21 protein-coding genes and 3 tRNA genes are annotated in these 25,155 nt (G+C 62.6%); 15 read left to right on the forward strand and 9 right to left on the reverse strand.

Going from position 1 to position 25,155, the window contains the following annotated elements; translation table 11 throughout:
• Positions 1–138: 138 nt before the first annotated feature.
• From ilvC to ilvD, 4 genes are all read right to left on the reverse strand, one after another.
• Positions 139–1,164 (reverse strand): ketol-acid reductoisomerase, encoded by a 1,026-nt coding sequence (ilvC, locus tag PJL15_RS05740; RefSeq protein WP_281450236.1) that lies wholly within the window; start codon positions 1,162–1,164, stop codon positions 139–141.
• An 81-nt stretch (positions 1,165–1,245) separates the two neighbouring features.
• Positions 1,246–1,758 (reverse strand): acetolactate synthase small subunit, encoded by a 513-nt coding sequence (ilvN, locus tag PJL15_RS05745; RefSeq protein WP_021470923.1) that lies wholly within the window; start codon positions 1,756–1,758, stop codon positions 1,246–1,248.
• Between the two features lie 2 nt (positions 1,759–1,760).
• A complete protein-coding gene (locus PJL15_RS05750; protein WP_281450237.1) occupies positions 1,761–3,665 on the reverse strand; it encodes an acetolactate synthase large subunit in 1,905 nt (634 codons plus the stop codon).
• Positions 3,666–3,953: 288 nt separating this feature from the next.
• Positions 3,954–5,672, reverse strand: coding sequence for a dihydroxy-acid dehydratase (gene ilvD, locus PJL15_RS05755; RefSeq protein WP_281450238.1), 1,719 nt, complete (start codon positions 5,670–5,672; stop codon positions 3,954–3,956).
• 281 nt (positions 5,673–5,953) lie between these two features.
• On the opposite strand from ilvD, the gene PJL15_RS05760 reads away from it, so the two are divergent.
• From PJL15_RS05760 to PJL15_RS05775, 4 genes are all read left to right on the forward strand, one after another.
• Complete coding sequence (locus PJL15_RS05760) at positions 5,954–6,850, forward strand: sunset domain-containing protein (protein ID WP_281450239.1); 897 nt, start codon at positions 5,954–5,956, stop codon at positions 6,848–6,850.
• The gene (locus PJL15_RS05765) at positions 6,744–7,979 is read left to right on the forward strand and encodes a PQQ-dependent sugar dehydrogenase (protein WP_348651473.1); all 1,236 of its coding nucleotides are present in this window, start codon (positions 6,744–6,746) and stop codon (positions 7,977–7,979) included. The genes PJL15_RS05760 and PJL15_RS05765 overlap by 107 nt, the downstream gene beginning before the upstream one ends.
• 128 nt (positions 7,980–8,107) lie before the next feature.
• Positions 8,108–8,183: transfer RNA gene (locus tag PJL15_RS05770), tRNA-Lys, on the forward strand.
• A gap of 182 nt (positions 8,184–8,365) precedes the next feature.
• Positions 8,366–8,441 (forward strand) — tRNA-Lys (locus PJL15_RS05775).
• 92 nt (positions 8,442–8,533) lie between these two features.
• Here PJL15_RS05775 and PJL15_RS05780 read toward each other — a convergent pair.
• Positions 8,534–9,001, reverse strand: a complete 468-nt coding sequence (locus tag PJL15_RS05780) for a MarR family winged helix-turn-helix transcriptional regulator (protein WP_281450240.1) — start codon at positions 8,999–9,001, stop codon at positions 8,534–8,536.
• A gap of 85 nt (positions 9,002–9,086) precedes the next feature.
• On the opposite strand from PJL15_RS05780, the gene bcp reads away from it, so the two are divergent.
• The 7 genes from bcp to PJL15_RS05815 all read left to right on the forward strand — a co-directional run bounded on the left by bcp (position 9,087) and on the right by PJL15_RS05815 (position 18,189).
• Positions 9,087–9,560, forward strand: coding sequence for a thioredoxin-dependent thiol peroxidase (gene bcp / locus PJL15_RS05785; RefSeq protein WP_281450241.1), 474 nt, complete (start codon positions 9,087–9,089; stop codon positions 9,558–9,560).
• A 63-nt stretch (positions 9,561–9,623) separates the two neighbouring features.
• Positions 9,624–9,705 (forward strand) — tRNA-Leu (locus PJL15_RS05790).
• A gap of 220 nt (positions 9,706–9,925) precedes the next feature.
• Positions 9,926–11,587 carry an ABC transporter substrate-binding protein gene (locus PJL15_RS05795; protein ID WP_281450325.1) on the forward strand — a complete coding sequence of 554 codons (1,662 nt, stop codon included), beginning with the start codon at positions 9,926–9,928 and terminating at the stop codon, positions 11,585–11,587.
• Between the two features lie 79 nt (positions 11,588–11,666).
• Positions 11,667–13,172 carry a malate:quinone oxidoreductase gene (locus PJL15_RS05800; protein WP_281450242.1) on the forward strand — a complete coding sequence of 502 codons (1,506 nt, stop codon included), beginning with the start codon at positions 11,667–11,669 and terminating at the stop codon, positions 13,170–13,172.
• A 67-nt stretch (positions 13,173–13,239) separates the two neighbouring features.
• Positions 13,240–16,458: an efflux RND transporter permease subunit gene (locus tag PJL15_RS05805; RefSeq protein WP_281450243.1), complete on the forward strand. Its 3,219-nt coding sequence runs from the start codon at positions 13,240–13,242 to the stop codon at positions 16,456–16,458.
• A gap of 139 nt (positions 16,459–16,597) precedes the next feature.
• On the forward strand, positions 16,598–17,722 hold the full coding sequence (locus tag PJL15_RS05810; RefSeq protein ID WP_281450244.1) for an LLM class flavin-dependent oxidoreductase: 1,125 nt from the start codon (positions 16,598–16,600) through the stop codon (positions 17,720–17,722).
• A complete protein-coding gene (locus tag PJL15_RS05815; protein WP_281450245.1) occupies positions 17,722–18,189 on the forward strand; it encodes a MarR family winged helix-turn-helix transcriptional regulator in 468 nt (155 codons plus the stop codon). Before PJL15_RS05810 ends, PJL15_RS05815 begins: the two co-directional genes overlap by 1 nt.
• On the opposite strand, the gene PJL15_RS05820 is transcribed toward PJL15_RS05815, so the two are convergent.
• Positions 18,186–18,992, reverse strand: a complete 807-nt coding sequence (locus PJL15_RS05820) for a transglutaminase-like domain-containing protein (protein ID WP_281450246.1) — start codon at positions 18,990–18,992, stop codon at positions 18,186–18,188. The two genes, PJL15_RS05815 and PJL15_RS05820, sit on opposite strands and share 4 nt — an antisense overlap.
• A 70-nt stretch (positions 18,993–19,062) precedes the next feature.
• On the reverse strand, positions 19,063–19,923 hold the full coding sequence (locus tag PJL15_RS05825) for a hypothetical protein (protein WP_281450247.1): 861 nt from the start codon (positions 19,921–19,923) through the stop codon (positions 19,063–19,065).
• 54 nt (positions 19,924–19,977) lie between these two features.
• Here PJL15_RS05825 and PJL15_RS05830 point away from each other — a divergent pair, with 54 nt between their 5' ends.
• Positions 19,978–20,652, forward strand: a complete 675-nt coding sequence (locus tag PJL15_RS05830; protein WP_281450248.1) for a DUF1684 domain-containing protein — start codon at positions 19,978–19,980, stop codon at positions 20,650–20,652.
• Here the strand turns inward: PJL15_RS05830 and PJL15_RS05835 are convergent.
• Positions 20,649–21,842, reverse strand: coding sequence for an SLC13 family permease (locus PJL15_RS05835; protein WP_281450249.1), 1,194 nt, complete (start codon positions 21,840–21,842; stop codon positions 20,649–20,651). The genes PJL15_RS05830 and PJL15_RS05835 overlap by 4 nt on opposite strands.
• Before the next feature lie 116 nt (positions 21,843–21,958).
• On the opposite strand from PJL15_RS05835, the gene PJL15_RS05840 reads away from it, so the two are divergent.
• The 3 genes from PJL15_RS05840 to PJL15_RS05850 all read left to right on the forward strand — a co-directional run bounded on the left by PJL15_RS05840 (position 21,959) and on the right by PJL15_RS05850 (position 23,973).
• Positions 21,959–22,531 (forward strand): DM13 domain-containing protein, encoded by a 573-nt coding sequence (locus PJL15_RS05840; protein WP_281450250.1) that lies wholly within the window; start codon positions 21,959–21,961, stop codon positions 22,529–22,531.
• Positions 22,532–22,620: 89 nt separating this feature from the next.
• A complete protein-coding gene (locus tag PJL15_RS05845) occupies positions 22,621–23,469 on the forward strand; it encodes a fumarylacetoacetate hydrolase family protein (RefSeq protein WP_281450251.1) in 849 nt (282 codons plus the stop codon).
• Between the two features lie 18 nt (positions 23,470–23,487).
• Positions 23,488–23,973: a GtrA family protein gene (locus PJL15_RS05850; RefSeq protein ID WP_281450252.1), complete on the forward strand. Its 486-nt coding sequence runs from the start codon at positions 23,488–23,490 to the stop codon at positions 23,971–23,973.
• Positions 23,974–23,984: 11 nt separating this feature from the next.
• Here PJL15_RS05850 and PJL15_RS05855 read toward each other — a convergent pair whose 3' ends face one another.
• Entirely contained in the window at positions 23,985–25,151 is a 1,167-nt protein-coding gene (locus PJL15_RS05855; protein ID WP_281450253.1) for a cysteine desulfurase family protein, read from the reverse strand.
• Between the last annotated feature and the right edge of the window lie 4 nt (positions 25,152–25,155).

Genomic DNA, 25,155 nt, shown 5'->3' on the forward strand with positions numbered 1-25,155 from the left:
GTGAAGAACTTCACAGCATCACCGGGAGGGCAATTCGGTGGAGAAACAGGGCGGAAACGGCGGCGCCCGCCCGGCTGTAATTCGCCGGACGGGCGTCGCTGCTTAGTGCTGGTGCATTGCTGCTGCCAAGCGGGGCAATCAGCGGGCTGCGGAGCCTTCGACGTAGTCGGCGTCCTGCTGCTGCCAGGAGAACAGTGAGCGCAGCTCGCGGCCGACCTCTTCGATCGGGTGCTTCTCAGCCTTGGCGCGGAGTTCCTTGAACTCTGCTCCGCCGTTGTCCTGGTCGTCGATGAAGCGCTTTGCGAAAGCACCATTCTGGATGTCCGCGAGGACAGCCTTCATGTTTTCCTTCACCTCAGGGGTGATGACGCGCGGGCCGGAGACGTAGTCACCGTACTCAGCGGTATCGGAAACGCTCCAGCGCTGCTTGGCGATGCCACCTTCCCACATGAGGTCAACGATGAGCTTGAGCTCGTGGAGGACCTCGAAGTAGGCGATCTGCGGCTGGTAGCCGGCTTCGGTGAGGGTTTCGAAGCCGTACTGGACCAGCTGGGAAACACCGCCACAGAGAACGGACTGCTCGCCGAAGAGGTCGGTTTCGGTCTCTTCGGTGAAGGTGGTCTTGATGACGCCTGCACGGGTGCCGCCAATGGCCTTGGCGTAGGACTTGGCCAGGTCCCAAGCGGAGCCCGAAGCGTCCTGCTCCACAGCGATGATGTCCGGAATGCCACGGCCTGCTTCGAATTCGCGGCGGACGGTGTGGCCCGGAGCCTTCGGAGCGATCAGGATGACGTCAACGCCGGCAGGGGCTTCGATGTAGCCGAAGCGGATGTTGAAGCCGTGTGCGAACGCAAGTGCCTTGCCCTCGGTGAGCTTGTCCTTGATGGAGTCGTTGTAGATCGAGCGCTGGTGCTGGTCCGGTGCCAGGATCATGATGACGTCGGCCCATTCGGCGGCGTCTGCGACGTTCTTGACCGTGAAGCCTGCGTCCTCGGCCTTGGCGGCCGACTTGGAGCCGTCCTTGAGTGCAATGACAACCTCGACGCCGGAATCGCGCAGGTTCAGCGCGTGGGCGTGGCCCTGGGAGCCGTAGCCAACGATGGCTACCTTGCGGCCCTGGATGATCGACAGGTCTGCGTCGTCGTCGTAGAACATTTCAGTCACTTGCGTAACTCCTCTTGAGTGGTTTTTCGTAGATATTGATGGTGGTGCTGCGGTACTGGGCACTGCTCACGTGGCCGAAGCTCACGCGGAGCGAAGCGCCCTGTCACTCATGGAGCGGGATCCCCGTCCAACGGCCAAGGTGCCGGACTGCACGATTTCACGGATGCCGAACGGCTCGAGCACTGACAAGAGCGCTGCGAGCTTCTCGGGGGTACCGGTTGCCTCAATCACCAACGAGTCTGTGGACACGTCGACGACGGCGGCACGGAACAGGTCTGCAGCCTGGGTAACCTGCAGGCGTGTCGCGGCATCCGCACGTACTTTGACCAGGATGTGGTCACGTTGTACGGAAGATTCGGAAGTCAGTTCAACAATCTTGATCACGTTGACCAACTTGTTGAGCTGCTTGGTGACTTGCTCGATGAGGTCGCCGTCGGCGTCGACGACAACCGTCATCCGGGACATCCCCGGAACCTCGGTGGGTCCTACGGCAAGTGAATTGATGTTGAACGCGCGCCGGGCGAAGAGGCTGGCCACGCGGGTCAGCACGCCGGGCTTGTCTTCGACCAGAACGGACAGTGTGTGACGGGTCATGGCTAGTCCTCCTCTTCCCATTCCGGGGTCATGTTGCGGGCAACCTGGATCTGGTCATTGCTGACGCCCGAAGGCACCATCGGCCATACCATCGAGTTCGGGCTGACGACGAAGTCGATGACCACCGGGCGGTCGTTGATCTCAAGCGCCTTCTGGATGGTGGCGTCGATGTCCTCGTCCCGCTCGCAACGCAAAGCTGCGCAACCGTAGGCATCGGCGAGCTTGACGAAGTCCGGGATCCGGACAGTGTCATGGCCCGTGTTCAGGTCCGTGTTCGAGTAGCGGCCCTCGTAGAACAGGGTCTGCCATTGGCGGACCATGCCCAGCGAGGAGTTGTTGATGATGGCGACCTTGATCGGGATGTTGTTGATGGCGCAGGTGGCCAATTCCTGATTGGTCATCTGGAAGCAGCCGTCGCCGTCAATGGCCCAGACCACGCGGTCCGGCTCACCAACCTTGGCGCCCATGGCTGCCGGAACCGAGTATCCCATGGTTCCGGCACCACCGGAGTTGAGCCAGGCGTGGGGGCGCTCGTACTTGATGAACTGCGCGGCCCACATCTGGTGCTGGCCTACACCGGCAACGTAGATGCCTTCGGGACCGGTGAGTTCACCGATGCGCTTGATCACGCGCTGCGGTGCACTCAGGCCGTCTTCGGGCTCGGTCCATCCCAGGGGGTAGGTGTCGCGAAGGTTGCCCAGGAAAGCCCACCATGAGTCGAGGTCCGGAGTGCCGCTCAACTCGAACTGAGTCTTTACGGCTTCGGTGAGTTCCGGAATGATTTCCTTGACCGAGCCGACGATGGGGACATCGGCCGTGCGGTTCTTGGAAATTTCCGCGGGATCGATGTCGGCGTGGATGACCTTGGCGAACGGGGCGAAGGTCTTCAGGATGCCCGTGACGCGGTCATCGAACCGGGCACCGAGCGTGATCAGCAGGTCTGCTTGCTGGAGGGCGGTGACTGCGGAGACGGAGCCGTGCATGCCGGGCATGCCGACGTGCTGCGGGTGCGAGTCCGGGAAGGCGCCGCGGGCCATGAGGGTGGTGACCACGGGGGCGCCTGTTGCCAGCGCAAGCTCCATCAGTTCGGCCGAAGCGTGGCCCTTGACCACGCCACCGCCCACGTACAGAACGGGCTTGCTGGACGCTGCGATCAGCTTGGCGGCTTCGCGGACCTGCTTGTTGTGCCCGCGGACCACCGGACGGTACCCGGGCAGGTCCACCTTCGGGGGCCAGGAGAAGGTCATCTGGCCCACCTGGGCATCCTTGGCGATGTCCACCAGGACCGGACCGGGCCGGCCGGTCGATGCCAGGTGGAAAGCTTCGGCCATGACATGCGGAATGTCGTTGGGGTCGGTCACCAGGAAGGAGTGCTTGGTGATGGGCATCGTGATTCCCACGATGTCCGCTTCCTGGAAGGCATCGGTGCCGATGACTCCGCTGGCGACCTGGCCGGTGATGGCCACCATCGGCACGGAGTCCATGTGGGCATCCATGATGGCGGTAACGAGGTTGGTGGCACCGGGACCCGAGGTGGCGATGCAAACGCCAACCCGACCGGTAACCATGGCGTAGCCTTGCGCGGCGTGGCCGGCTCCCTGTTCGTGACGGACCAGGATGTGATTCATGCTGGAGGCCATCAAGGGGTCATAGGTGGGCAGGATCGCGCCACCGGGCAAACCGAAAATATCGTCCACGCCGAGTTCTTCGAGCGAACGGACAATTGCTTGCGAGCCGGTCATCACCGTCGGGGGTACGACGGTGTTCGGCCCAAGTACAGGAGAGAGAGGTGCAGCAGAATCGACGACGACGGACTCCGTCGATCGTTCGACCTTTTCCGGAGCTTTGTGGGCTCCAGCGGACTTTGCAGCCATCAGCGAGGGGCTGATCGGCGATCCTTTGCTCATCGGACTCTTCCTTAGTGGATCTTCAATGGGTGGGACTTGGGAATAAAAAAACCCCTCAGCCTTGCGGCTCTTCGAGGGGTTTGCGCGTGACGGTTCGTTACCAGTCGGGCTAAGCCACGCGCTTGGTAAGGACGACGACGCCGACGGTAACGAATGTGATCATGCGTTCAGTGTTCCCTCAAAGTGAGATACGTGTCAATTGAGCACTATCGTATCTCACTATTTGGACAGCAATGTCCGCCTGCCGGACTCCACCCCCGAAGCAGGAGCGGAGCCGCCGGCAGGAACTTAACCGCAGTAGGCTCCCGTGGAAGCACTGTGGACGAGCTTGGCGTACTTGGCCAGCACACCCTTGGTGAACTTGGCCGGAAGCGGCTCCCAGCCTTCCTTGCGGGCTTCGAGTTCCGCTTCGTCGACCAGGAGGTCGAAGGATCGGGCAGCGATGTCGACACGGATCCTGTCGCCGTCGCGCACGAAGGCGATCGGACCGCCGTCGACGGCTTCAGGCGCAACGTGGCCGATGCACAAGCCGGTAGTGCCCCCTGAGAAGCGTCCGTCGGTCAGCAGAAGCACGTCCTTGCCCAGGCCGGCGCCCTTGATGGCCCCGGTGATGGCCAGCATTTCGCGCATTCCCGGACCGCCCTTGGGGCCTTCGTATCGAATGACCACCACATCACCCTTGTGGATCTCCCCGTTGTCCAGGGCATTGAGTGCACCTTGCTCGCGTTCGAAGACGCGGGCCGTTCCTTCAAAGACGTCGGCGTCGAAGCCCGCGCTCTTGACCACTGCGCCTTCAGGGGCCATGGAGCCGTGGAGGATCGTAATGCCGCCGGTCTTGTGGATCGGGTTGTCCAGGGCCCGGAGGATCTTGCCATCCAGGTCCGGCGGGTTGATGGAGGCGAGGTTTTCGGCGAGGGTCTTGCCAGTAACGGTGAGGCAGTCGCCGTGCAGCAGGCCGGCGTCGAGAAGTGCCTTCATGATGACCGGCACACCGCCGATCTTGTCCACGTCAGTCATGACGTAACGACCGAAGGGCTTCAAATCGCCCAGGTGCGGAATCTTGTCCCCGATGCGGTTGAAGTCCTTGAGGGTCAGTTCCACCTCTGCCTCGCGGGCGATCGCCAGGAGGTGCAGGACGGCGTTGGTTGACCCGCCAAACGCCATGGTCACGGCGATGGCGTTCTCGAAGGCCTTCTTGGTCATGATGTCGCGGGCGGTGATGCCCAGGCGCAGCAGGTTGACCACCGCTTCGCCGGATTTGCGTGCGAAGTCATCACGACGGCGGTCTGCCGACGGCGGCGCTGCGGACCCAGGCAGTGACATGCCAAGGGCCTCGCCGATGCATGCCATGGTGTTGGCCGTGTACATACCGCCGCAGGCGCCTTCGCCCGGGCAGATGGCCTTTTCGATGCGGGTGAGGTCCTCCATGCTCATCTTGCCGGCCGCGCAGGCACCCACCGCTTCGAAAGCGTCGATAAGGGTGACTTCCTTCTCCGAACCGTCCTCGAGCTTGACCCAACCGGGCATGATCGAGCCGGCATAGAGGAATACGGAAGCGAGGTCCAGGCGGGCAGCTGCCATGAGCATCCCGGGAAGCGACTTGTCGCAGCCGGCCAGCAAAACCGAGCCGTCAATGCGCTCGGCCTGCATTACGGTTTCCACGGAGTCTGCGATGACTTCACGGGAAACCAGGGAGAAGTGCATGCCCTCGTGGCCCATGGAAATTCCGTCGGACACCGATATCGTGCCGAACTGCATCGGGAAGCCACCGCCGGCATGCACGCCTTCTTTGGCGCCCTGTGCAAGGCGGTTAAGCGAGAGATTGCAGGGAGTAATTTCGTTCCACGAACTCGCGACACCAATTTGTGGTTTGGCAAAGTCGTCGTCGCCCATGCCTACCGCACGGAACATGCCGCGGGCAGGAGCCGCGTGAATGCCATCGGTGACGACCCGGCTGCGAGGTTTGATATCCGGCGTGTTGTCTGTAGCCATGTTGGTGTCGGTCATGATCCAAAGTCTATGTGCACCTGGTGCCCGCAGGGCCTGATCACCGCCGGGTTAAGCAGCAACCGGCAAATATTGCGGAAACGTCGCGAAGTGTTCCTCCGGCTTCAGCGGGCGGCCCTCCCAACCGCTGGGAGCAATTCCCGCCCCGGCAATTTCCCGCTCTTACTAAGGAGTCTGACAAATACGGCAACCGGCGGGGCAAATGCTGGACAGCCCATTAGCTGCCACGTAACGTCGGAAATACCACGTACTGCACCCCTGTGAGCAGAAGGGCATCCGCCATGGATTGGTTAATTTGGGTCATTGTCATTGTTTTGGTCGTAGCGATTGTTTGGTGGCTCATGAGCCGCAACAAAGCAGCAAATTCGGCCGGAGGCCAGGCTCCCGCGGCAATGGAGCCCGCCAATACCGGGTCGGTGCCGGATCCGGGCGCGGTAACTGCGGGGGTAGCCGGACTGGCCGGGGTGAGCAATCTGGGCAAGGCGGCCGCCGAAGGCAGCGGACCGACCGGCGATGAGCCAGTCAGGGTCGAGCCCCCCATGGACGAACCTGCCAGGGATGAACCAGTCCGGGATGAAAACCCGGCCCCCGTCGAGCCGGCAGTGGCAGAACCAGCCAATCCTGAGGTCGCCCCAACTCCCGGGCTGACCGTCGAGGAACCGGTCATTGCCGCACCGGTAGTTGAGGAACCGGTAGTCGCTGAACCAGTAGTGGATACCGATGCCAAATTGCACTCGGCCGACGCCGGCGACGTGGACGACTGGGAGGCGGCGCCCGCGGCCGAAGTCACCGCCGATGACGTCACCCGGGCAGATGACGCGGCCGACAAAGCCGAATGGGAATCATCATGGACGGACGCCGCAGGCACACCGGTCCATCATCATGAGTACACGGACCCGCACTCCCCCACGCTTCCCGGCGCCGAGAGCGCGGCCGCCGAGAGTGCAGCCGCTGAAGAGCCAGCCGCGTCCGGACACCTCGCGGCAGAAGAGCCCTATGGAACCGGCTCTTCCAGCACCCCGCGTGATGGCCACCCGGTCAAGGCGATCGCGGCGACCATGACCTACCACGATGAAGACGCCGCTGATTACGACGACGTCGAAGCGGATGTATGGTTCGAATCGGCAGCCCACGCTGAAGCAGCCGGATTCCGTCCACCAAGGCGCAGCAGGCACTGAATCCGCGTTGAAGAAACTCGGAGCCATCCTCGCGCTTGCCTTGACGCTGACAATTTCGGCATGCACGGGAAGCACCTCCTCGCCAGGGACCGCAGCTACCCCAAACCCGGTCAGTAGTTCCGGGTCTCCCAATCCTGGAACCAGTCCAGCCACCCGGGCTGCACCCGCGACGCTCGAAGTCCACGAAAAGCTCGACGTCGGGTTGCAGCTGCCATGGTCCGTCGTCTTCCTGCCGGACGGCACGGCCCTGGTTTCGGAGCGCGATTCGGCGAAGGTCATGGCAATCAAGGACGGGCGGGCAACACCGGTAGGTGAGGTGTCCGGCGTCGTACCCGGTGGAGAAGGCGGGCTGCTGGGGCTGGCGTTGTCGCCATCATCGGCCGCGGATCGCTGGCTGTACGCCTACTTCACCTCGGCAAGCGACAACCGGATTGCCCGCATGGAGCTCCGGGAGGACGCGGCAGGCGCGATGGGACTCGGGGCGCCGGAAGTCATCTTTTCCGGCATTCCGAAGGCATCGACGCATAACGGTGGACGTATCCGCTTCGGTCCCGACGGAATGCTGTATGCAGGCACCGGCGACTCCCAGCGCAGGGAGCAGCCCCAGGACAAGAATGCCTTGGGCGGAAAAATCCTGCGACTGACCCCGGAGGGACGGCCCGCGCCGGGCAATCCGTTCGGGGACAACCCCGTCTACAGCTACGGACACCGGAACGTGCAGGGCCTGGCATGGGATGCCGCCGGCAGGCTGTGGGCAAGCGAATTTGGTCCGGATGTGGACGATGAACTGAACCTGATCACGCCAGGCGGCAATTACGGATGGCCGTTGGTGACCGGCGCTCCCAACAGGAGCGGCCTGATCGATGCAAAAGTCGTCTGGCCCTCAACCGCCGAAGCATCACCGAGTGGATTGGAAATTGTGGACGGGGTGGCCTACACGGGAGCCCTTCGCGGCCAACGGCTCTGGGCCGTTCCACTGAAAGACGAAACAGCAGGCACCCCTGTGGCTTACTTCACAGGCGAATACGGCCGGTTGCGGGACGTGGCCCGCGCCCCGAACGGGGATCTATGGGTGCTCAGCAACAACAAAAACCCCGACTTTGCGCTGATTTTGAGAGGCAAACCCTGAGGCAAACCCGAGGCAAACCAGGGTCACCGCGTCGATTTCACACTTCGGGCCAAGTCGTGTAGAGTTACATGTCGTTGCGGAGATCGCCGGGGAAACAAACACCCTGGGGTTGATCGAAATCAACAGCTGCACCTCTAGCTCAACTGGCAGAGCAATTGACTCTTAATCAATGGGTTCCGGGTTCGAGTCCCGGGGGGTGCACCAAGAAAAGGTCCTGGAGTGATGTCACTCCAGGACCTTTTGTTTTCCCTCCGGAATGCAATCGCATGAAGTGAGCAGTGCAACATTGCATGTGGTTTTGAACCAGCGAATTGTGGTGTAGAGTTATTTGTCGTTGCGGAGGTCAACGGGGAATGCAAATTCCTTCCAAGACCCAAACAATAGCTGCACCTCTAGCTCAACTGGCAGAGCAATTGACTCTTAATCAATGGGTTCCGGGTTCGAGTCCCGGGGGGTGCACCAACGTAAAAGGCTCCGGATCGTTCACACGATCCGGAGCCTTTACTTTTCCCTGGCAGGAATTCCCTTGCGGGAATCCTGCCTGGGCTTTTGAATCACACTTGCGGCACGTCGGTTTCGACCTCGTGGGACTCCTTCTCCGGAGCCGGCAGGCCCGCGAGTCCCCGGACAACAATCCTGAGTTCCTCCCGCAGCCTGGCGGTGTCCACGGCGACGGGCGACAACACTTCCTGCTCAAGCTTCACGGCTTCCGCAAGGGCCGCAGTGCCCGCCTCCGTCAGGGTAACCACGTGGCTTCTGCGATCGGAATCGCTGCGTTGACGGGTAACGTGCCCATGCAGCTCAAGCCTCGCAAGGGTGGTCCCCATGGTCTGGGCCTTGACACGCGCCACCTCGGCCAATGCCGCCTGGGTAATTGCACCCTTGGCTGCAAGTACTTGCATGGCAATGACACCGGCGTGGGTAAGGCCGATGGACTTCAATTTTTCGTTCCACGAGATTTCCACCAGGCGCGCAGCTGTCGAAAGCAATCGGGTGGTGGGCCATCTCTCCATATCTGGCATGCCGACAGTATATGCGCGCAAGAGCCGGGGACGCGGCTTCTGCGGTCTAAACTGGTAAATCGCGATCGAAAGCAAGGAGCATATTTTGGCTGAACGACTTATCCCGGGCGACGACGCACCGGCCTTCACCCTGCAGGACGCCACGGGCAAAAGCGTCAGCTTGTCCGACTTCCGCGGCCGTAAAACGATCGTCTATTTTTACCCGGCAGCTTCTACTCCCGGATGCACCAAGGAGGCCTGCGACTTCCGGGACACCCTGGGTTCACTGCAGGCGGCCGGCTATGAAGTTATCGGCGTATCCCCCGATCCCGTATCAGCCCTGGCCAAGTTCGCATCCGAAGAACAACTCACCTTTCCGTTGCTCTCCGACGAGGACCACGCCGTTGCTGATGCCTACGGAGCCTGGGGCGAAAAGAAGAACTACGGCCGGAGCTACCTGGGGCTGATCCGCTCCACCGTTGTGGTTGACCCGGATGGCAAGGTCTCCCTGGCCCAGTACAACGTCCGTGCAACCGGCCACGTGGCCAAGCTGCGCCGGGACCTCAAGCTGGACGCGTAGCGGGTACACTGGAGGCCGGATACGGCATTTGGGCACCCGCACGGGCGATCCAGATGCCAACCAGCGCGAGTGGTGAAATTGGCAGACACGCAGGATTTAGGTTCCTGTGCCTTCGGGCGTGGGGGTTCAAGTCCCCCCTTGCGCACATCAGTAGAGAAGTATCGTGGCTTTGAAGCACGCGGAGCACCCCCGGTTGCAGAAAAGACTGCAGAACCGGGGGTTTTTTCCTCAAGCAGCGGGGACAGCTTCCTGAAAAAGCGCTGGGAAGCGCACTCAGGACGTTCAACTAGACTGGAACGCGGTCTGGCCTAAGCCGGCCACGGCATTCCAACCGGCTTGAGGGGACAAGAGTGGCAAGCAGCAAAATGCGGAGCCTGACCGTGCAATTGCTCAGGGTGGGCTCTGTCTTTGCAGTATTGGGGCTCGCGGCGTGTACCGGAGCGCCTGGCCCTTCGCCGTCGTCGTCGGCCAACAACTCCACTCCGGCAGAGCCCACTGCCACCTTCAACTTCGGCACAGGCTCCATGCCTTTGGGGCTTGACCCAGCCATGACGGCCGACTCCGAGTCTTACCGGGTCACCCGCCAGGTCCTCGAAGGACTGGTTGGCGTTGACGGATCAACAGGTGAAACTACCCCCCTGCTGGCCACGGAGTGGAAAGACAGCAACAACGGACTGACGTACGACTTCACTCTCCGCTCCAAAGTGACCTTCCACGACGGGACCCCCTTCGACTCCGCCGCGGTTTGTGCCAACTTCAACCGATGGTTCACCTTCCCTGCCGACCTTCGGAAGCAAGCACCCGGGATTTCCTTCCAGGGCGTCTTCAAGGCGTACTCGGACGAACCCGTGTTTTCCATCTTCAAGGACTGCAAGGTGGTTTCACCCACTGACGTGCAGATCAACCTGACCCGGCCTTTCACCGGATTCCTGCAGGCCCTGACACTCCCGGCCTTCGCCATCTCCTCACCGGCGGCCCTGGAATCGCAACGCGCCAACGTTCTGGACCAGGCCCGGAACGGCCAGGCTGTCTCCGCCTATGCGGGCCACCCTGTGGGTACCGGACCGTACCAGTTCGGAACCTGGGACGAGAACAAGATCACCCTCCAAAGCTACAAAGGGTATTGGGGCAACCGGGGCCAGATAGCCACCATCAACTTCATTCCCTATGACCGTGCCGAGACTCGCCAACAGGCGCTGCTTGACGGCAAGATCGATGCCTACGACCTCGTGACGCCCTCAACCTTCGACCAACTGGTCAAGAAGGGTGTCCAGATCATCCAGCGGGATCCGTTCTCCGTGATGTACCTGGGTATCAACCAGGCAGTAGCACCCTTGGACAAGCTCGAGGTCCGCCAGGCCATAGAGATGGCAGTGGACAAAGAATCCTTGATCCGGAAGTTCTTCATCGACAACACTGCCCAGGCATCCCAGTTCGTGCCGCCGAAACTGAGCGGCTTCAACAACAATGCCCCCTCGCTGGGCTACAACCCCGAAAAGGCTAAACAACTCCTTGAGAAGGCCGGCTACAAGGGCGAGGAACTGAAGTTCTACTACCCCCTGAACGCTACCCGGGCCTACATGCCTACGCCCGAGAAGATCTACGCCGAAATCAGCCGCCAATTGGTGGCTGTGGGCTTCAACATCAAACCAGTCCCTGTCGACTGGGAAAACGGCTATCTCCAAAAGGTCCAGTCCGCCGGGGACCGCGGCCTTCACCTGCTTGGATGGAACGGCTCATATGCCGATGCCGACAACTTCCTGGGGCCGCTGTTCGGCGAGACCCGCGCGGAGTTTGGCTACACGGACTCGGAGGTCTTCCACAAGATCGAACGGGCACGCGCCCTGCCCGACGGCGATGAACGCAACGCCCAGTACCAAGCCATCAATGCCGAGATCGCAGCGTCCGTGCCGGCTGTTCCCATTGCGTTCCCCATCTCGGCCCTCGCGTTGTCCAACAAGGTGGAAAGCTACCCGGCTTCACCGGTCCTCAACGAAGTTTTCACGAACGTCCGCTTAAAGCCTTGACGATTCCCCACAATTTCAGTATTGGGTCTGCGCGGGGATATTCTGTGACAGCCAGTGCCGCCGCTAACGGAGATTGATCGTGACCTTCATTTCCAAGACTCAACATGCCGACGTCGTCCTTATTGGCGGCGGAATCATGAGTGCCACCCTTGGTGCGTTCATCAAGCAACTTGAACCCACCTGGACCATCTCCCTGTTCGAACGGCTCGACGAAGCGGGGCTCGAGAGCTCCGGACCGTGGAACAACGCCGGCACCGGACACGCTGCCCTGTGTGAGCTTAACTACTCCCCTGCAGCAAAAGACGGTTCCGTGGATCCCTCCAAGGCTCTCCACATCAACGAACAGTTCCAGCTTTCACGCCAGTTCTGGTCCCACTTGGTGGACAGCAATGTGATCGGATCCCCCAAGGGCTTCATCAACACCGTTCCGCACATGAGCTTCGTTATTGGCGATGACCACGCGAAGTTCCTCAAGACCCGGTATGAGGCCCTCAAGCCCAACACGCTGTTCCGCAGCATGGAATACACCGAGGACCAGGACCAGATCGCCAAGTGGGCACCGTTGATCGTCAAGGGCCGTGACCGCAAGCAGCGCGTCGCCGCCACCCGCGCGGCGGAAGGCACCGACGTCGACTTCGGCGCCCTGACCCGTGAGCTGACCGGCTATCTGCAGGGCAGCGGTGCCGAGGTTAATTACGGACACGATGTCACCAACATCAGCCGCGCAGCTGGCGGCGGCTGGGACCTGTCCATCAAGCACCCCAAGTCCGGCGAGCATGGCCGTATCCACGCCAAGTTCGTTTTCGTTGGCGCCGGTGGCGGCGCGCTCCACCTCCTGCAGGCCTCCGGCATCCCGGAAAGCAAGGGTTATGGCGGGTTCCCGGTCTCGGGACAGTTCTTCCGCTGCACCGACGACGCCATCACCTCCCAGCACAGCGCCAAGGTCTACGGACAGGCCTCGGTTGGCGCCCCTCCCATGTCAGTCCCCCATCTGGACACCCGGTTCGTTGACGGAAAGCGTTCGCTGCTGTTCGGCCCGTACGCCGGTTTCTCCACCAACTTCCTGAAGACCTCCAGCTACCTTGACCTCCCGCTGTCCATCCGCCCGGGGAACATCATCCCCATGCTGGCAGTGGCCAAGGACAACATGGACCTCACCGCCTACCTCATCAAGGAGGTCGCCAAGCGGCATGAGGCCAAGGTGGAGTCGCTGCGCGAGTACTACCCCGAGGCCGTCGGCGGCAACTGGGAGCTGATCACCGCCGGCCAGCGCGTGCAGATCATCAAGAAGGACGCCAAGAAGGGTGGCATCCTGCAGTTCGGCACAGAAGTCATCGCGTCCCGCGACGGCTCCATCGGTGCCCTCCTTGGTGCTTCCCCCGGCGCATCGACGGCCGTGCCGATCATGATCGAACTCCTGCAGAAGTCCTTCCCCAAGAACTTCAAGGGTTGGCAGTCCAAGCTCAAGGACATGATGCCGGGCTACGGCGTCAAGCTCAACGAGAACCCGGACCTCGCCGCCGAACTGGAAGCCAGCACGGCCAGGTCCCTGCAACTGGAAGTGGCCAACGCCATCCAAGGTTAGGCCACACCCGGGGCTGCGGCCGGTTCCCGTCAGACGAATCGTTTCGTAGACCACAGGAGTCGATGCAATGTTCCGCCTGGCCAAACTTTCACTGGGCAACCGGGCCCTGATCGCGCTGATCACCGTCTTTGCGGCGGTGTTCGGCGTGATCACCATGGGGTCTTTGAAGCAGGAACTCATTCCTTCCATCGAGTTTCCGCAGATTACGGTTGTCACCTCCATGCCAGGCGCCTCCCCCGAGGTAGTGGACAAGCAGCTCAGCCAGCCCCTTGAGACTGCCCTGAACAGCGTTGAAGGACTTGAGTCAACCTCGTCCACCTCACGCAACGGCGTTTCGCAGATCACCATGGTGTTCACCTATGGTTCCAACCTCGACCGGGCACGCAACCAGATCGACCGGGCCATTTCCAACGCGAAGCGGGCTTTGCCCGCCAATGTGGAACCCCAGGCCATCGCAGGCAACATCAGTGACTTCCCGATCGTCTTCCTGGCTGTCTCTTCGGACAAGCCACTGAGCGAACTCAACGCGGACCTCCTGCGGCTCAGCGTGCCCCGGCTCCAGAAGATCGACGGCGTCCGTGGCGCCGATGTGACCGGCGGCGCCACCCAACACATCCTCATCCAGCCCCGCCAGGCAGACCTCGCCGGGACGGGGGCCTCAGTACAGTCCATCAGCAGTGCGCTGAAGAACAACGGAACACTGGTTCCTGTCGGCACCATCGAGGACCAAGGCAAAACGTTGTCCCTCCAGCTTGGCAGTCCAGTTGACTCCCTGGAGATCATCAAGGGACTTCCGCTGGCAGGTACCAGCAAAGCCACCACCATCGGAGCCGTGGCGGACGTCAGCATCAAGGACGATGCCCCCACGTCCATCACGCGCACCAATGGCAAGCCCACGCTGGCCCTGTCTGTCACCAAGAAGCCCGAGGGCGACACCGTGGCGATCTCACATGCCGTCCGCGACGCGATCGGGCCCATGGAGGAAGAACTGGGCAACAACGCCAGTTTCACGCCTGTTTTCGACCAAGCCCCGTTCATCGAAAAATCCATCAAGGACCTCACCACCGAAGGCCTCCTTGGCCTTGGGTTCGCCGTGGCAGTCATCCTGGTGTTCCTGATGTCCGTCCGCTCCACTTTGGTCACGGCGGTGTCCATTCCGCTCTCACTGCTGATAACGTTCATCGGCATCTCGGCCACAGGGTATTCACTGAACATCCTCACCCTGGGTGCCCTCACCATTGCGATCGGGCGCGTGGTGGACGACTCGATCGTGGTCATCGAGAACATCAAACGCCACTTGAGCTACGGAGAACACAAGCTCACGGCAATCCTGACGTCCATCCGCGAAGTGGCAGGGGCCATCACGGCCTCGACGCTGACCACAGTTGCGGTGTTCCTGCCAATTGCCTTCGTGGGCGACCTCGCCGGTGAGTTGTTCCGGCCCTTTGCACTGACCGTCACCATCGCGCTGTTGTCTTCGCTCCTGGTGTCCCTGACGATCGTTCCTGTGCTGGCCTACTGGTTCCTTTCTTCCCCCAGGAAGGGCGCGGAAGCGGCTGCCGCTACCAAGGAGGCGGCGGAGAAAGCCCGTGAAGCCGAGCAGCGGAGCAGGCTCCAGCGCGGCTACCTGCCCATCCTGACGAAGACACAGAAGCACCCGGTCATCACCTTGTCCGCGGCTGCCCTGATCCTGGTGGCTACCATCGCCGTGTCACCGCTGCTGGCCACGGACCTGCTGGGCCGCTCGGGCGAGAACAGCATGACGGTCCGCCAGGTGCTTCCGGCCGGGACCAGCCTGCAGGCCACCAGCGAGGAGGCAACGAAGGTCGAGGACTCGCTGAAGGGCATCCAGGGCATCAAGGATGTGCAGGTAACCTCCGGCAATGCCCAGACCGGCTTCGCCGCCCTGACATCCACGGGTTCCTCGAACTCCACCTTCACGATTGTCACCGATGAGAAGGTCAACCAGGCCAAGCTGCAGGACGAAGTCCGCAGCAAGCTGGCAGGGGCTGCTGGCAAGATCACTGTTGGTTCCCAGCAGGGCGGGTTCGGCACATCCTCAACCGTGGACGTCACCATCAAGGCCGCCAACTCCGCAGACTTGAAGACCGCAAGCGATGCCGTGGTCAAGGCCATGGATGGCGTTCCCGGCAGTACTGAGGTTGCCACCAACCTGGCGTCCACCCAGTCGGCGGTCCAGGTCCGGGTTGACCGCGCCAAGGCCGTGGCTGCCGGATTGACAGAGGATCAGGTGGGAGCTTTCCTGGCTTCCACAGTCAGCCCCATCCCTGCCGGCACTGTGCGGATCGACACCGACGACTACCCCGTTCAGATCGGCGAAGGAACCCGCTTTACCAGCATTGCCGCCGTTCGGGCGCTCCAGCTCCCAACTGCCCGCGGCGGCGTCGCGCTTGAGACCATCGCCGCCGTCGAACAAGTGGATACGCCGGTGTCCATCACCAGCAGCAACGGCCAGCGGACAGCGCGCGTGACCGTCACGCCGTCGGGCTCCAACCTGGGCAGCGTCAGCACCGCGGTGCAGGAGCGCCTGGCAAAAATCGACCTTCCGGCCGGCGTCACCGCAAACATCGGCGGCGCTACAACCCAGCAGGCCGAGTCCTTCCGCCAATTGGGCCTGGCGCTTCTGGCAGCGATCGCGATCGTATACGTAATCATGGTGGCAGCCTTCAAGTCCCTCATCCAACCGCTGATCCTGCTGGTTTCCGTGCCCTTCGCCGCCACCGGCGCAGTGGGACTGCTGTTGCTGACCGGTGTCCCGCTGGGCCTGCCGTCGCTGATCGGCATGCTGATGCTGGTGGGGATCGTCGTCACCAACGCCATTGTCCTGATCGACCTCATCAACCAATACCGGAAACCACATGACGGCCGCCCGGGCATGAGCGTAGCTGACGCCATTACCCACGGCGCCCGGCAACGTCTCCGCCCCATCCTGATGACGGCCCTGGCAACGGTGTTCGCGCTGACGCCCATGGCCTTGGGCCTGACGGGCGGAGGCGGCTTTATTTCCCAGCCCCTGGCCATCGTGGTCATTGGCGGGCTTGTCTCGTCCACAGCCTTGACCCTTGTGCTGGTTCCCGTGCTCTACAAGCTGGTGGAGGGGCGCCGGGAAAAGAAGCAGTTGCTGCGGGACCTGCAGGAAAAACCAACCCCCGACCCAGGAAGCAACGGCGAGGGCGGCAGTGGCGCTGAGGACTTCCAGGACTGGACAACAGGCATGATCCCGCGGGTGAAGGGTCGCCGCGCGGCCCATAATCCCGGGGAATAGCTTCCCCGCAAAACCTTGAGCAGGGCCGGGAACAATTCCCGGCCCTGTCCTGTTACAGGCACTGATACATGCAAATGCATCTAGTTTGAGGTACACTGTAGACAGAGCCCGGGACCACGGGCAGGGAGAAAGGCACATCATGCAGATCGGCGTGTTCAGCGTCAGCGACATCACGACTGACCCCACCACGGGCCGCACGCCCACCGAGAACGAGCGCATCAAGGCCTCCGTTGCCATCGCCCGCAAGGTCGAAGAAATCGGCATGGATGTCTACGCCCTCGGCGAGCACCACAACAGGCCCTTCTTCTCCTCCTCCCCCACCACCACGCTGGCTTACATCGCCGCGCAGACAGAGCGCATCACGCTCTCTACTGCAACCACGCTGATCACCACCAACGACCCCGTCAAGATCGCCGAAGACTTCGCCATGCTTCAGCACCTCTCCGAAGGCCGCGTTGACCTGGTGCTCGGACGCGGCAACACGGCCCCCGTGTACCCGTGGTTCGGCAAGAACATCCAGGACGGAATCGAACTCGCGATCGAAAACTACAGCCTGCTCCGCAAGCTGTGGGATGAGGACACCGTCAACTGGTCCGGCAAGTTCCGCACGCCGCTGCAGAACTTTACGTCCACACCGCGCCCGCTCGACGGCGTCGCGCCCTTCGTGTGGCACGGTTCCATCCGGACTCCCCAAATCGCCGAGGTGGCTGCGTACTACGGCGATGGCTTCTTCGCCAACAACATCTTCTGGCCGAAGGAGCACTACCAGCAGCTGATCGGCCTGTACCGTGAGCGCTACGAACACTACGGCCACGGCAAGGCAGATCAGGCGATCGTGGGCCTCGGTGGCCAGTTCTTCATGAGGAAGAACTCCCAGGACGCCGTGAAGGAGTTCCGCCCGTACTTCGACAACGCCCCCGTATACGGCCACGGCCCGTCACTGGAGGATTTCACGTCGCAGACGCCACTGACCGTAGGCAGCCCGCAGGAAGTCATCGAGAAGACACTGACGTTCCGTGAAGCCTTTGGCGACTACCAGCGGCAGTTGTTCCTGATCGACCACGCCGGCCTTCCCCTGAAGACCGTCCTGGAGCAGCTGGACCTCTTTGGCGAGGAAGTACTGCCGGTCCTGCGCAAGGAATATGCCGCCATGAAGCCCGCCCACGTGCCGGACGCCCCCACCCACGCTTCACGGGTGGCAGCGGCACTGGAGACCAAGGTCACCGAGTCGGCAACGGCCGGTGCAGCGGGGCAGGACGCCTGATGTCCGGTCCAGCAGGCACTGCTTCCTCTGCAGTCCGCCTCGCCGCCGAAACCTGGGAGTCTTTGTTCCGCTCCCAGGTGGCGGTGATGCGCAAGCTCCAGTCCGGACCGGCCTTCAAGACACTGCCCGTCAAGGAGTACGACGTCCTGTTCACTCTGTCCCGGTGCCCTTCGGGCCAGCTCCGCCTCAACGAAATCAACGACAAAGTGCTGCTGAGCCAGTCGAGCCTGAGCCGCTTGGTTGACCGCTTGGAGAAGCGCGGCCTGGTGGAGCGGACAACCGCACCCGACGACGGCCGTGGCGTCCTGCTCGCCCTCACCGAAGCCGGCAGCGAACTCCAAAAGAGCATTGGACGCGAACACGTGCGCGACATCGCAACTTTGGTGGCGCCCGCGCTCACGGCCGACGAGCAGCGTGAACTGTTGCGGTTGACGGAGAAGCTCCGCGCTTCAGTGGCAGGCCACTAGCGCAGGCTGACGAGCTCCCGGTGGTTCTCCACCGGGAGCTCTCCGTTAACCGATGCACTGACCTTGAGGGTCTTCAGCGAAAGGCTTCCGCCCACCGTGGAGAGGAAGGCCGTGTCCGAAGAGTCCCGCCCCGCCGTGATGCGAAGCATTGACTCTCGCGGAGCCAGGCCTGTGGGGTCGATGATCCGCCAGGCACCGTCCACGTATGCTTCAGCCACCGCATGGAAATCCATGGGACTCAGTCCGGGCGCATAGACAGCAGCGAGGCGGGCAGGCACGTCTTTGGACCTCAGCAGGGCAATAGCCAGGTGCGCAAAGTCCCTGCACACTCCCTTGCGGTGCAAGAGCGTTTCAACAGCGCCGTCGGTTCCCCGGGAAGAACCGCTGACGTAGCGGAGTTCCGCGTGGACCCAGTCACGGACGGCATGGAGCAATTCGGCACCCTGCAGGGCGCCGAACTCGGCATAAGAGGTGGGCAGCAGCCTGTCCGACTCCGCATAACGGCTTGGCCTGACGTAACGGATGAGTTCCATGGGCGAGGAAGTATCCGGTTCGGCGAAGCCCATGACGGTGGCCCGGTAATCCACCGTTACCTCGCTGGGCTCGGCAAACTCCAGGTAGTGGAAGCGCCCGCCATGATGGTCGCTGAATTCGGCTACGGGAAGTTCCCCGCCGCCAGCAGTGATCGACAGGTTTTCAGTCACTGCGTCATAGCCAGGGTTGTTGGCCACGGCAATGGCCATGGCCACTTTGGTGTTGGCTGCGGTCTTGAAAACGAGCGTGGCAGCAACGTTGCGTTCCATTAATCTCCGACAGTGGGTTGCGGCAGGCAGCCCCCATCGCCGCCGAATGTGTAAGTCAGCCAGTCCAGGACTACAGATTGACCTTCAGAGACAGTAGCATCCGCTGGACATTGGCGAATTCAGAATCGTGGGCCACGTACTTTGCGGCAAGGTCCAGCGTGTCGAAAGACTTTGCGGGGGCCACTTTCTCTTCGGCAGCGAAGGCATGGACCGCTGGGACGTCCCCGAAGGAGAAGTCGCCCTTGCCAGCCGGCCCCAGCACGCGGTTTACCAGTTCACACGACTGGCCATCCGCGCCCGCCACCACGTTGGTGATGCCATAGGAACCAAAGAACTTGTAGCCCTGGATGACGCGGAACACCACCCGGGGATCGATCGTGGCTGGTCCGTCGGAGTGCGGGACATTCAACGGCGTGCTGCTGATCACCACATAGGGCTTCCCTTGTCCGGCCGGGCAAGCTGCAGGATTGGTAGGGGGCAATCCCGTTTGAAGAGTGGCGATGTATTTGCCTGACCCGTCCTTGACCTCCACTTTAACCGCGCCGGACAAAGAACCTGCATCCGGCGTTGCCGACTGGGCGATCCAGTCTTTGGGGAGCTCAAAACTGACGCTCTTTGCCGGATCCGTATAGGTTTTCCATGACAGGGCCGTAGGCACCGGATCCGGGCCGGCAGTTGCCGTACCAGAGGATGATTCCGTCCCTTCGGGAGAAGCTGAGGGTTGGCTGCTATCAGTGGCGGGGCCCGACGTCGTGCTTTCCGCGGAACCGGTGCCTGATTCGGAACTGTTGGGCCGCGACGTTGCCGTGGAGGTGACCTGCGGCCCCTTGTTTTCAGTTGAGCAGGCTGCCGTTCCCGCCACCAAGAAGCCGGCCAGCACCAGCGCAGCAAGTTTCGGCGCAATGTGGCCCGGATTCCTCATGCCAGTCATGAGCACAGCCTAGCTGCGGGGATGCCACGACACGCACAGGACTAGGCTGAAGGTATGGCCCCAACCCAGCACGACGAATTCGAGGACACCGCCCCCACGATGTCCGCACTAGACATAGCTGACTGGCGTCTGAAAACCTTCGCCCTCTATGACAAGGTGCGGCAACTGGCCGCTACCAATCCCTTTGACGCGCATGTCTATTGGCGCCAGGAACGGGACCTGATGTTTGCCACGCATCCTGCGTCGGCCCTGACGCCGGAGATGAAGGCTTCCTTTTCCGGCCTCCGGACGGCCGGTTACGACCCCGCCTACCGCCTGCACGCCGAACTCCTGCCGGACGGTGCAGGACAGGAAATGAATGTCCAGACCGGCACCGACGGCGTCGTGCCCTTCACGCGGATCGGCACCTTTGAACTGCCCGGACTCGGCTCCCTGGCCGTCTGGCGGCTAAGAAGCTACGGGGGCGGGATCTTTGTGCCGTTCCGTGATGCGACGGCGGGAAAGCCGGGCGGGAGCTACGGGGCAGGCCGGTACTTGCTGGACACTGTCAAAGGCTCGTTCCATGGAACCCGGGGAACCGATGACGGCACAGGACAAGAGTTCATCCTCGACTTCAACTTTGCCTACAACCCATCCTGCGCCTACAACGAAGCATGGGCCTGTCCGCTTGCCGGCCCAGCCAACAGGCTGGCCGCCGAAGTTCCTGTTGGGGAGCTCTACGCGGGTTAGCCGAACAACCCGCCCGGCCCAACAGCTGCGAGCGCTGCAATGGCTGCGATGATGGTCAGCGGTGCCACCAGCAAGCCCATCAGTGCGTACCCCTGCCACTTGACCAGCACGTTCATGCGCATCAGCCGGTCGTGCCACAACAACGTCGCCAGTGACGCCCACGGTGCAATCAATGGACCCGCGTTGACTCCCACCAGCAGGGCCGCCATCCTTTCCGGAGTCCCCGCGAGAGGTTCGGCCAGGAGATAGGCCGGCAGGTTGTTGACGACGTTGGAACCGAGGGCGCCCGTCATGGCAAGCCTCAGGAGCTCCACGAAGCCATCGCCCTGGCCCGCCACCTGCCCCAGCATGGCCGAGGCGCCCATATATTGGGTGGCCTCGACAACCAGGAAGAGCCCACAGGTGAACAGCAGAAGCGACCAGGGAATGAGCGTGATCTTCAGGACCGTCGGCCGACGGACGATGAACAGGACCGCAAGGACCGCTGCTGCCACCGAGGCCGGGATCCAGATGGCGACTCCCGACACCAAGGCCGGCAGCAGCAGCACGAGGACCACGGCACTGCCCGCCAGCAGAAGCCGGTCGGGTGCCTTCGCCGTGGAAGCAACAACAGGGCGGGAAGCATCCAAGGCATATCTTTTTCGCAGTTCGCGCCTGAAAACCAAGGCGATGAACGCCAGTGGCACCACGACGGCGGCCAGCGAGGGCGCCCACATCAAGTGGGCGAATTGGGCAGGGCTTATCCCGCCAAGATTGTGCTGCGCCAGAAGATTGGTCAGGTTGGAGATCGGCAGCAGCAAACTCGCCGTGTTCGCCAGCCATACGGTGGTCAACGCAAAGGGCAGCACCGGGAGGCCTGCCTGGCGGGCCACGGTGACCACCACTGGGGTGAGGAGAACCGCCGTCGTATCCAGGGAAAGGAAGATGGTGCTCAAGGTGGCAAAAAGCGCCAGCAGCAACCACAGCAGGACACTGCGCCCCCGACCCCAACGGCGCAGGCGACGGGCGATCCATTGGAAGGTGCCTGCTTCGCTGACGAGCTCGGTGACCACTGTCATGGCGACGACGAAGGCCAGGATAGGAGCCACGCGGTCCACGAGGACCATGACTTCGTGCCACGGCAGGATACCCGTGGCCACCGTTACCCCGCCCGCTACGAGCAGTACCAAACCAATAATCGCCAGACGCATGAGACGGATTCTAAGCCCCGGGCCTGAGGGGTTCGGTCCGCAGCGCGGGAACAGGCGTCACGGTATCGTAAGCAATGAAGCCCCCACCGCCGTGCCTCAATGCCTAGCCTTGAACCATGAACAGATTGCGGAGGTTGGTCCGGACCCATGGCCTGCTCGCTGCCGCTGCAGGGGTAGTGGTCCTCTGCTTCATTGTTGCCGGGGCGTTCCTGTTCCAACCGTGGCGGCTCTTCACCAGCAGCAGCCTGGACGAAGCACTGCCGGTTGCCACGCCGTCGGGGGTCACCACGCCGGGCCAAGCATCACCCGATGCCACCGCGCCAAGCAGCGGACCCACGGTTGCCAGCGGGCCGACGGTAGTGGGGACGGGAATGTTCCAATCGCAGGAACATCAGACCACCGGCACAGCACAGCTGCTCGAGCTCCCGGATGGGGGCCACGTGCTCCGCTTGGAAAACCTGGCCAGCAGCGACGGACCCGACGTCAAAGTGTGGCTTAGCAGCTTGGACGCGGGAGGCGATTGGTTCAAGTACCGTTCGGGACGCTATGTGGATCTGGGCGCCGTCAAGGCTACGCACGGCAACCAGAATTACGTCGTACCGCCCGGGACCGACATCACGGGCTTGACGTCGGTGGTCCTCTGGTGTGATCGCTTCAGCGTTGCGTTCGGTTCTGCACCGCTCGCCTGAAAGGTTGTGGGGCCTGCCCTGCGCACCAAGGGCGGGCCATGGGACGTAAAACGGGCCCGGCAACGCAAAGCAGGACGTAGGATGTCATCATGACTTTGCCCCTCCCCCGCCGCATTGCCCGCGTCCGTCCCCTCCGTCCCGCCTCCATCGACGAGCACTTCTTCGTAGCGAACGACGCCGTGGACTTTACATCGGATGAGGGGAAAGTGTGGTCAGTCATTGACTCCCCGTTTCCGTCGTCCCGGGCAAATGCCGCCAGTCCGGAGCGTGAGGGTTGGCAGCGTGGCTCGGAGGTTACCGAAGATGAGTTCACCTTCCTTGCACCCTCAGTGCCCGTCAATGTCCTCGGCATGGCCCACAACACCGGACAGCCCGGGCGCGACCTGCCTCCCCAGGCTTTCCACAAGGCGGCTTCGAGCGTGATCGGTCCGGGTGAGGCGATCCAGCTCAGCCGAACGATCGGCCATGTAGACCCCGAAGCTGAACTGACCATCGTCCTGGGCAGGGCTGCGCGCGGACTGACCTTGGAAACCGCGAGGTCGGCGATCCTGGGATTCACCATCGGCAACGACGTCTCCGCCCGCGAACTGCAGAAATCCGATGAACTGTGGATCAGCGCCAAGAGCCAGGACACGTTTACCCCCGCTGGCCCGTGGATGGTTACCGATGTGGACCACTCCCGGCTGGGCATCGGGATCGTCCATAACGGAAATGCTTTGAAGACCGCCGGCACCTGGGACCTCGGCTGGAACGTCGAAGAGATCCTCGTCTACCTCACCTCGTTCATGACCCTTCAGCCGGGCGATCTGATCCTCACGGGTTTCCCTGCCGAAACCGCACGCATCACCCCCGGCGACACCGTGACGTGCCGCGTGGAGGGAATCGGCGAGCTCACCAACCCCGTGTCCGGCGCTTCCTGGGAGGACCTGCCCGGATAGTGTGTCAGGCTTAAGCCCATGGAGATAGCTGCGGACGCCACTGGGCTACGGCCATCTCCCCCTCAAAAACCGCCCCGTAAACGGCATCGCGGCATCCTCAAGTATCCGGTGGTGCGGCAGTTGATCCGCTTCACCGGTGTCGGCATCGTCTGCACGGGAAGCTCACTGGCCATCTACGCGCTGCTGCGCCCTGTCATGGATCCACAACTCGCGAACGCTGTGGCGCTGATCCTGACGTCCTTGATGAACACGGCCCTGAACCGGCGCCTGACCTTCAAGATCACCGGCAAGAAGAAGCGTGCCCGTGACCACTTGAGCGGGGTGATCGTGATTGGCATAGCGTTGCTGATCACCGGCGGCAGCCTGGGGGTACTGCATCTGTTCAATCCGGAAGCCAGCGTCACCGAGGAACTGTGGACCACCACATTGTCCGGGTTCGTGGCCACCGGTGTCCGCTTCACGTTGCTGCGCCACTGGATTTTCCGCCGGGCGCGGCACGTCTAGGACCGCTTCCGTCAGCCTGCTTGTGGGGCGGCAAGGTTCCTGACACGCCCGACGGCGGTTTCCACGGCGACGGCGGCCGCGTCCAGGTCGGCGTCGGAGATTGTGGACGTGAAGCTGAACCGAACCGCGGTCTGCGCCGTTTCGGGGGCGATGCCCAAAGCCACCAATACCGGCGACGGTGCATCGGAACCGGCAGCACAAGCCGAACCGCTGGAGCACACCACTCCCAGGCGCTCCAGTTCGAGGAGCACGGATTCGCCGCTGGTCCCAGGGAAGCAGAAGGACGCTACCGATGGCAGGCGTTGACCCCTATGTCCTGTCAGCCGGGCGTCCGGCACGGTGTCGAGGATCCGCGCAATGAAGCGCTCCCGCAAGCGGGCAACGCGGGGCGCCTGTTCAGGCTGTTCGGCATGGGAGAGCGTCAAAGCCGTGGACAAAGCGACGGCTCCGGCCACATTCTCGGTTCCTGAACGCTTGCCCCGTTCCTGCCCACCGCCGTGCATGAGGGGCTCCAGCCGCAGCCGTCCTTTCGCGAACAGGGCACCGGAGCCTTTTGGCGCTCCCAGTTTGTGCGCTGAAATGCTCATGGCGTCAACACCGAGATCCTTGACGTCCAACGGACACCATCCGGCGGCCTGTACGGCGTCGGTATGGAAGGGAACTCCCGCAGCGTGTGCCGCGTCAGCGAGCGCCGCGATGGGTTGGACGGTCCCGATCTCGTTGTTCGCGTACATGATGCTCACGAGTGCTGTTTCCGGCCGAAGGAGGCTCCGCAGGGCGTCCACAGTGACCAGACCGTCCGTGTCCACCGGGACGACGTCCACCAAAAAATCGTGGATCCTTTCCAGGTAGCGCGCCGATTCCTCCACGGCGGGGTGCTCTACGGCGCTGATCACCACCCGGTTCAATGCCGGATCCGCGGCCCGGCGGGCCAGCGCGATGCCCTTGACGGCCAGATTGTCCGCCTCCGTGCCACCCGAGGTGAACGTGACCTCGCCGGGGCGGCAGTTGAATACCTTCGCGACGCCGGAACGCGCCTCCGCGAGCGCTGCCGCCGCCGCTTCGCCCAGGGTGTGATGGCTTGAGGGGTTGCCGAACTCGCCACTGAGGTAGGGCCACATGGCCTCGAGTACTTCGCGGCGGACCGGCGTGGTGGCAGCGGCGTCAAGGAAGATCATGGAG

Origin of the sequence: Paenarthrobacter nitroguajacolicus, from assembly GCF_029952445.1 — a bacterium.
GTDB lineage: Bacteria > Actinomycetota > Actinomycetes > Actinomycetales > Micrococcaceae > Arthrobacter > Arthrobacter nitroguajacolicus_B.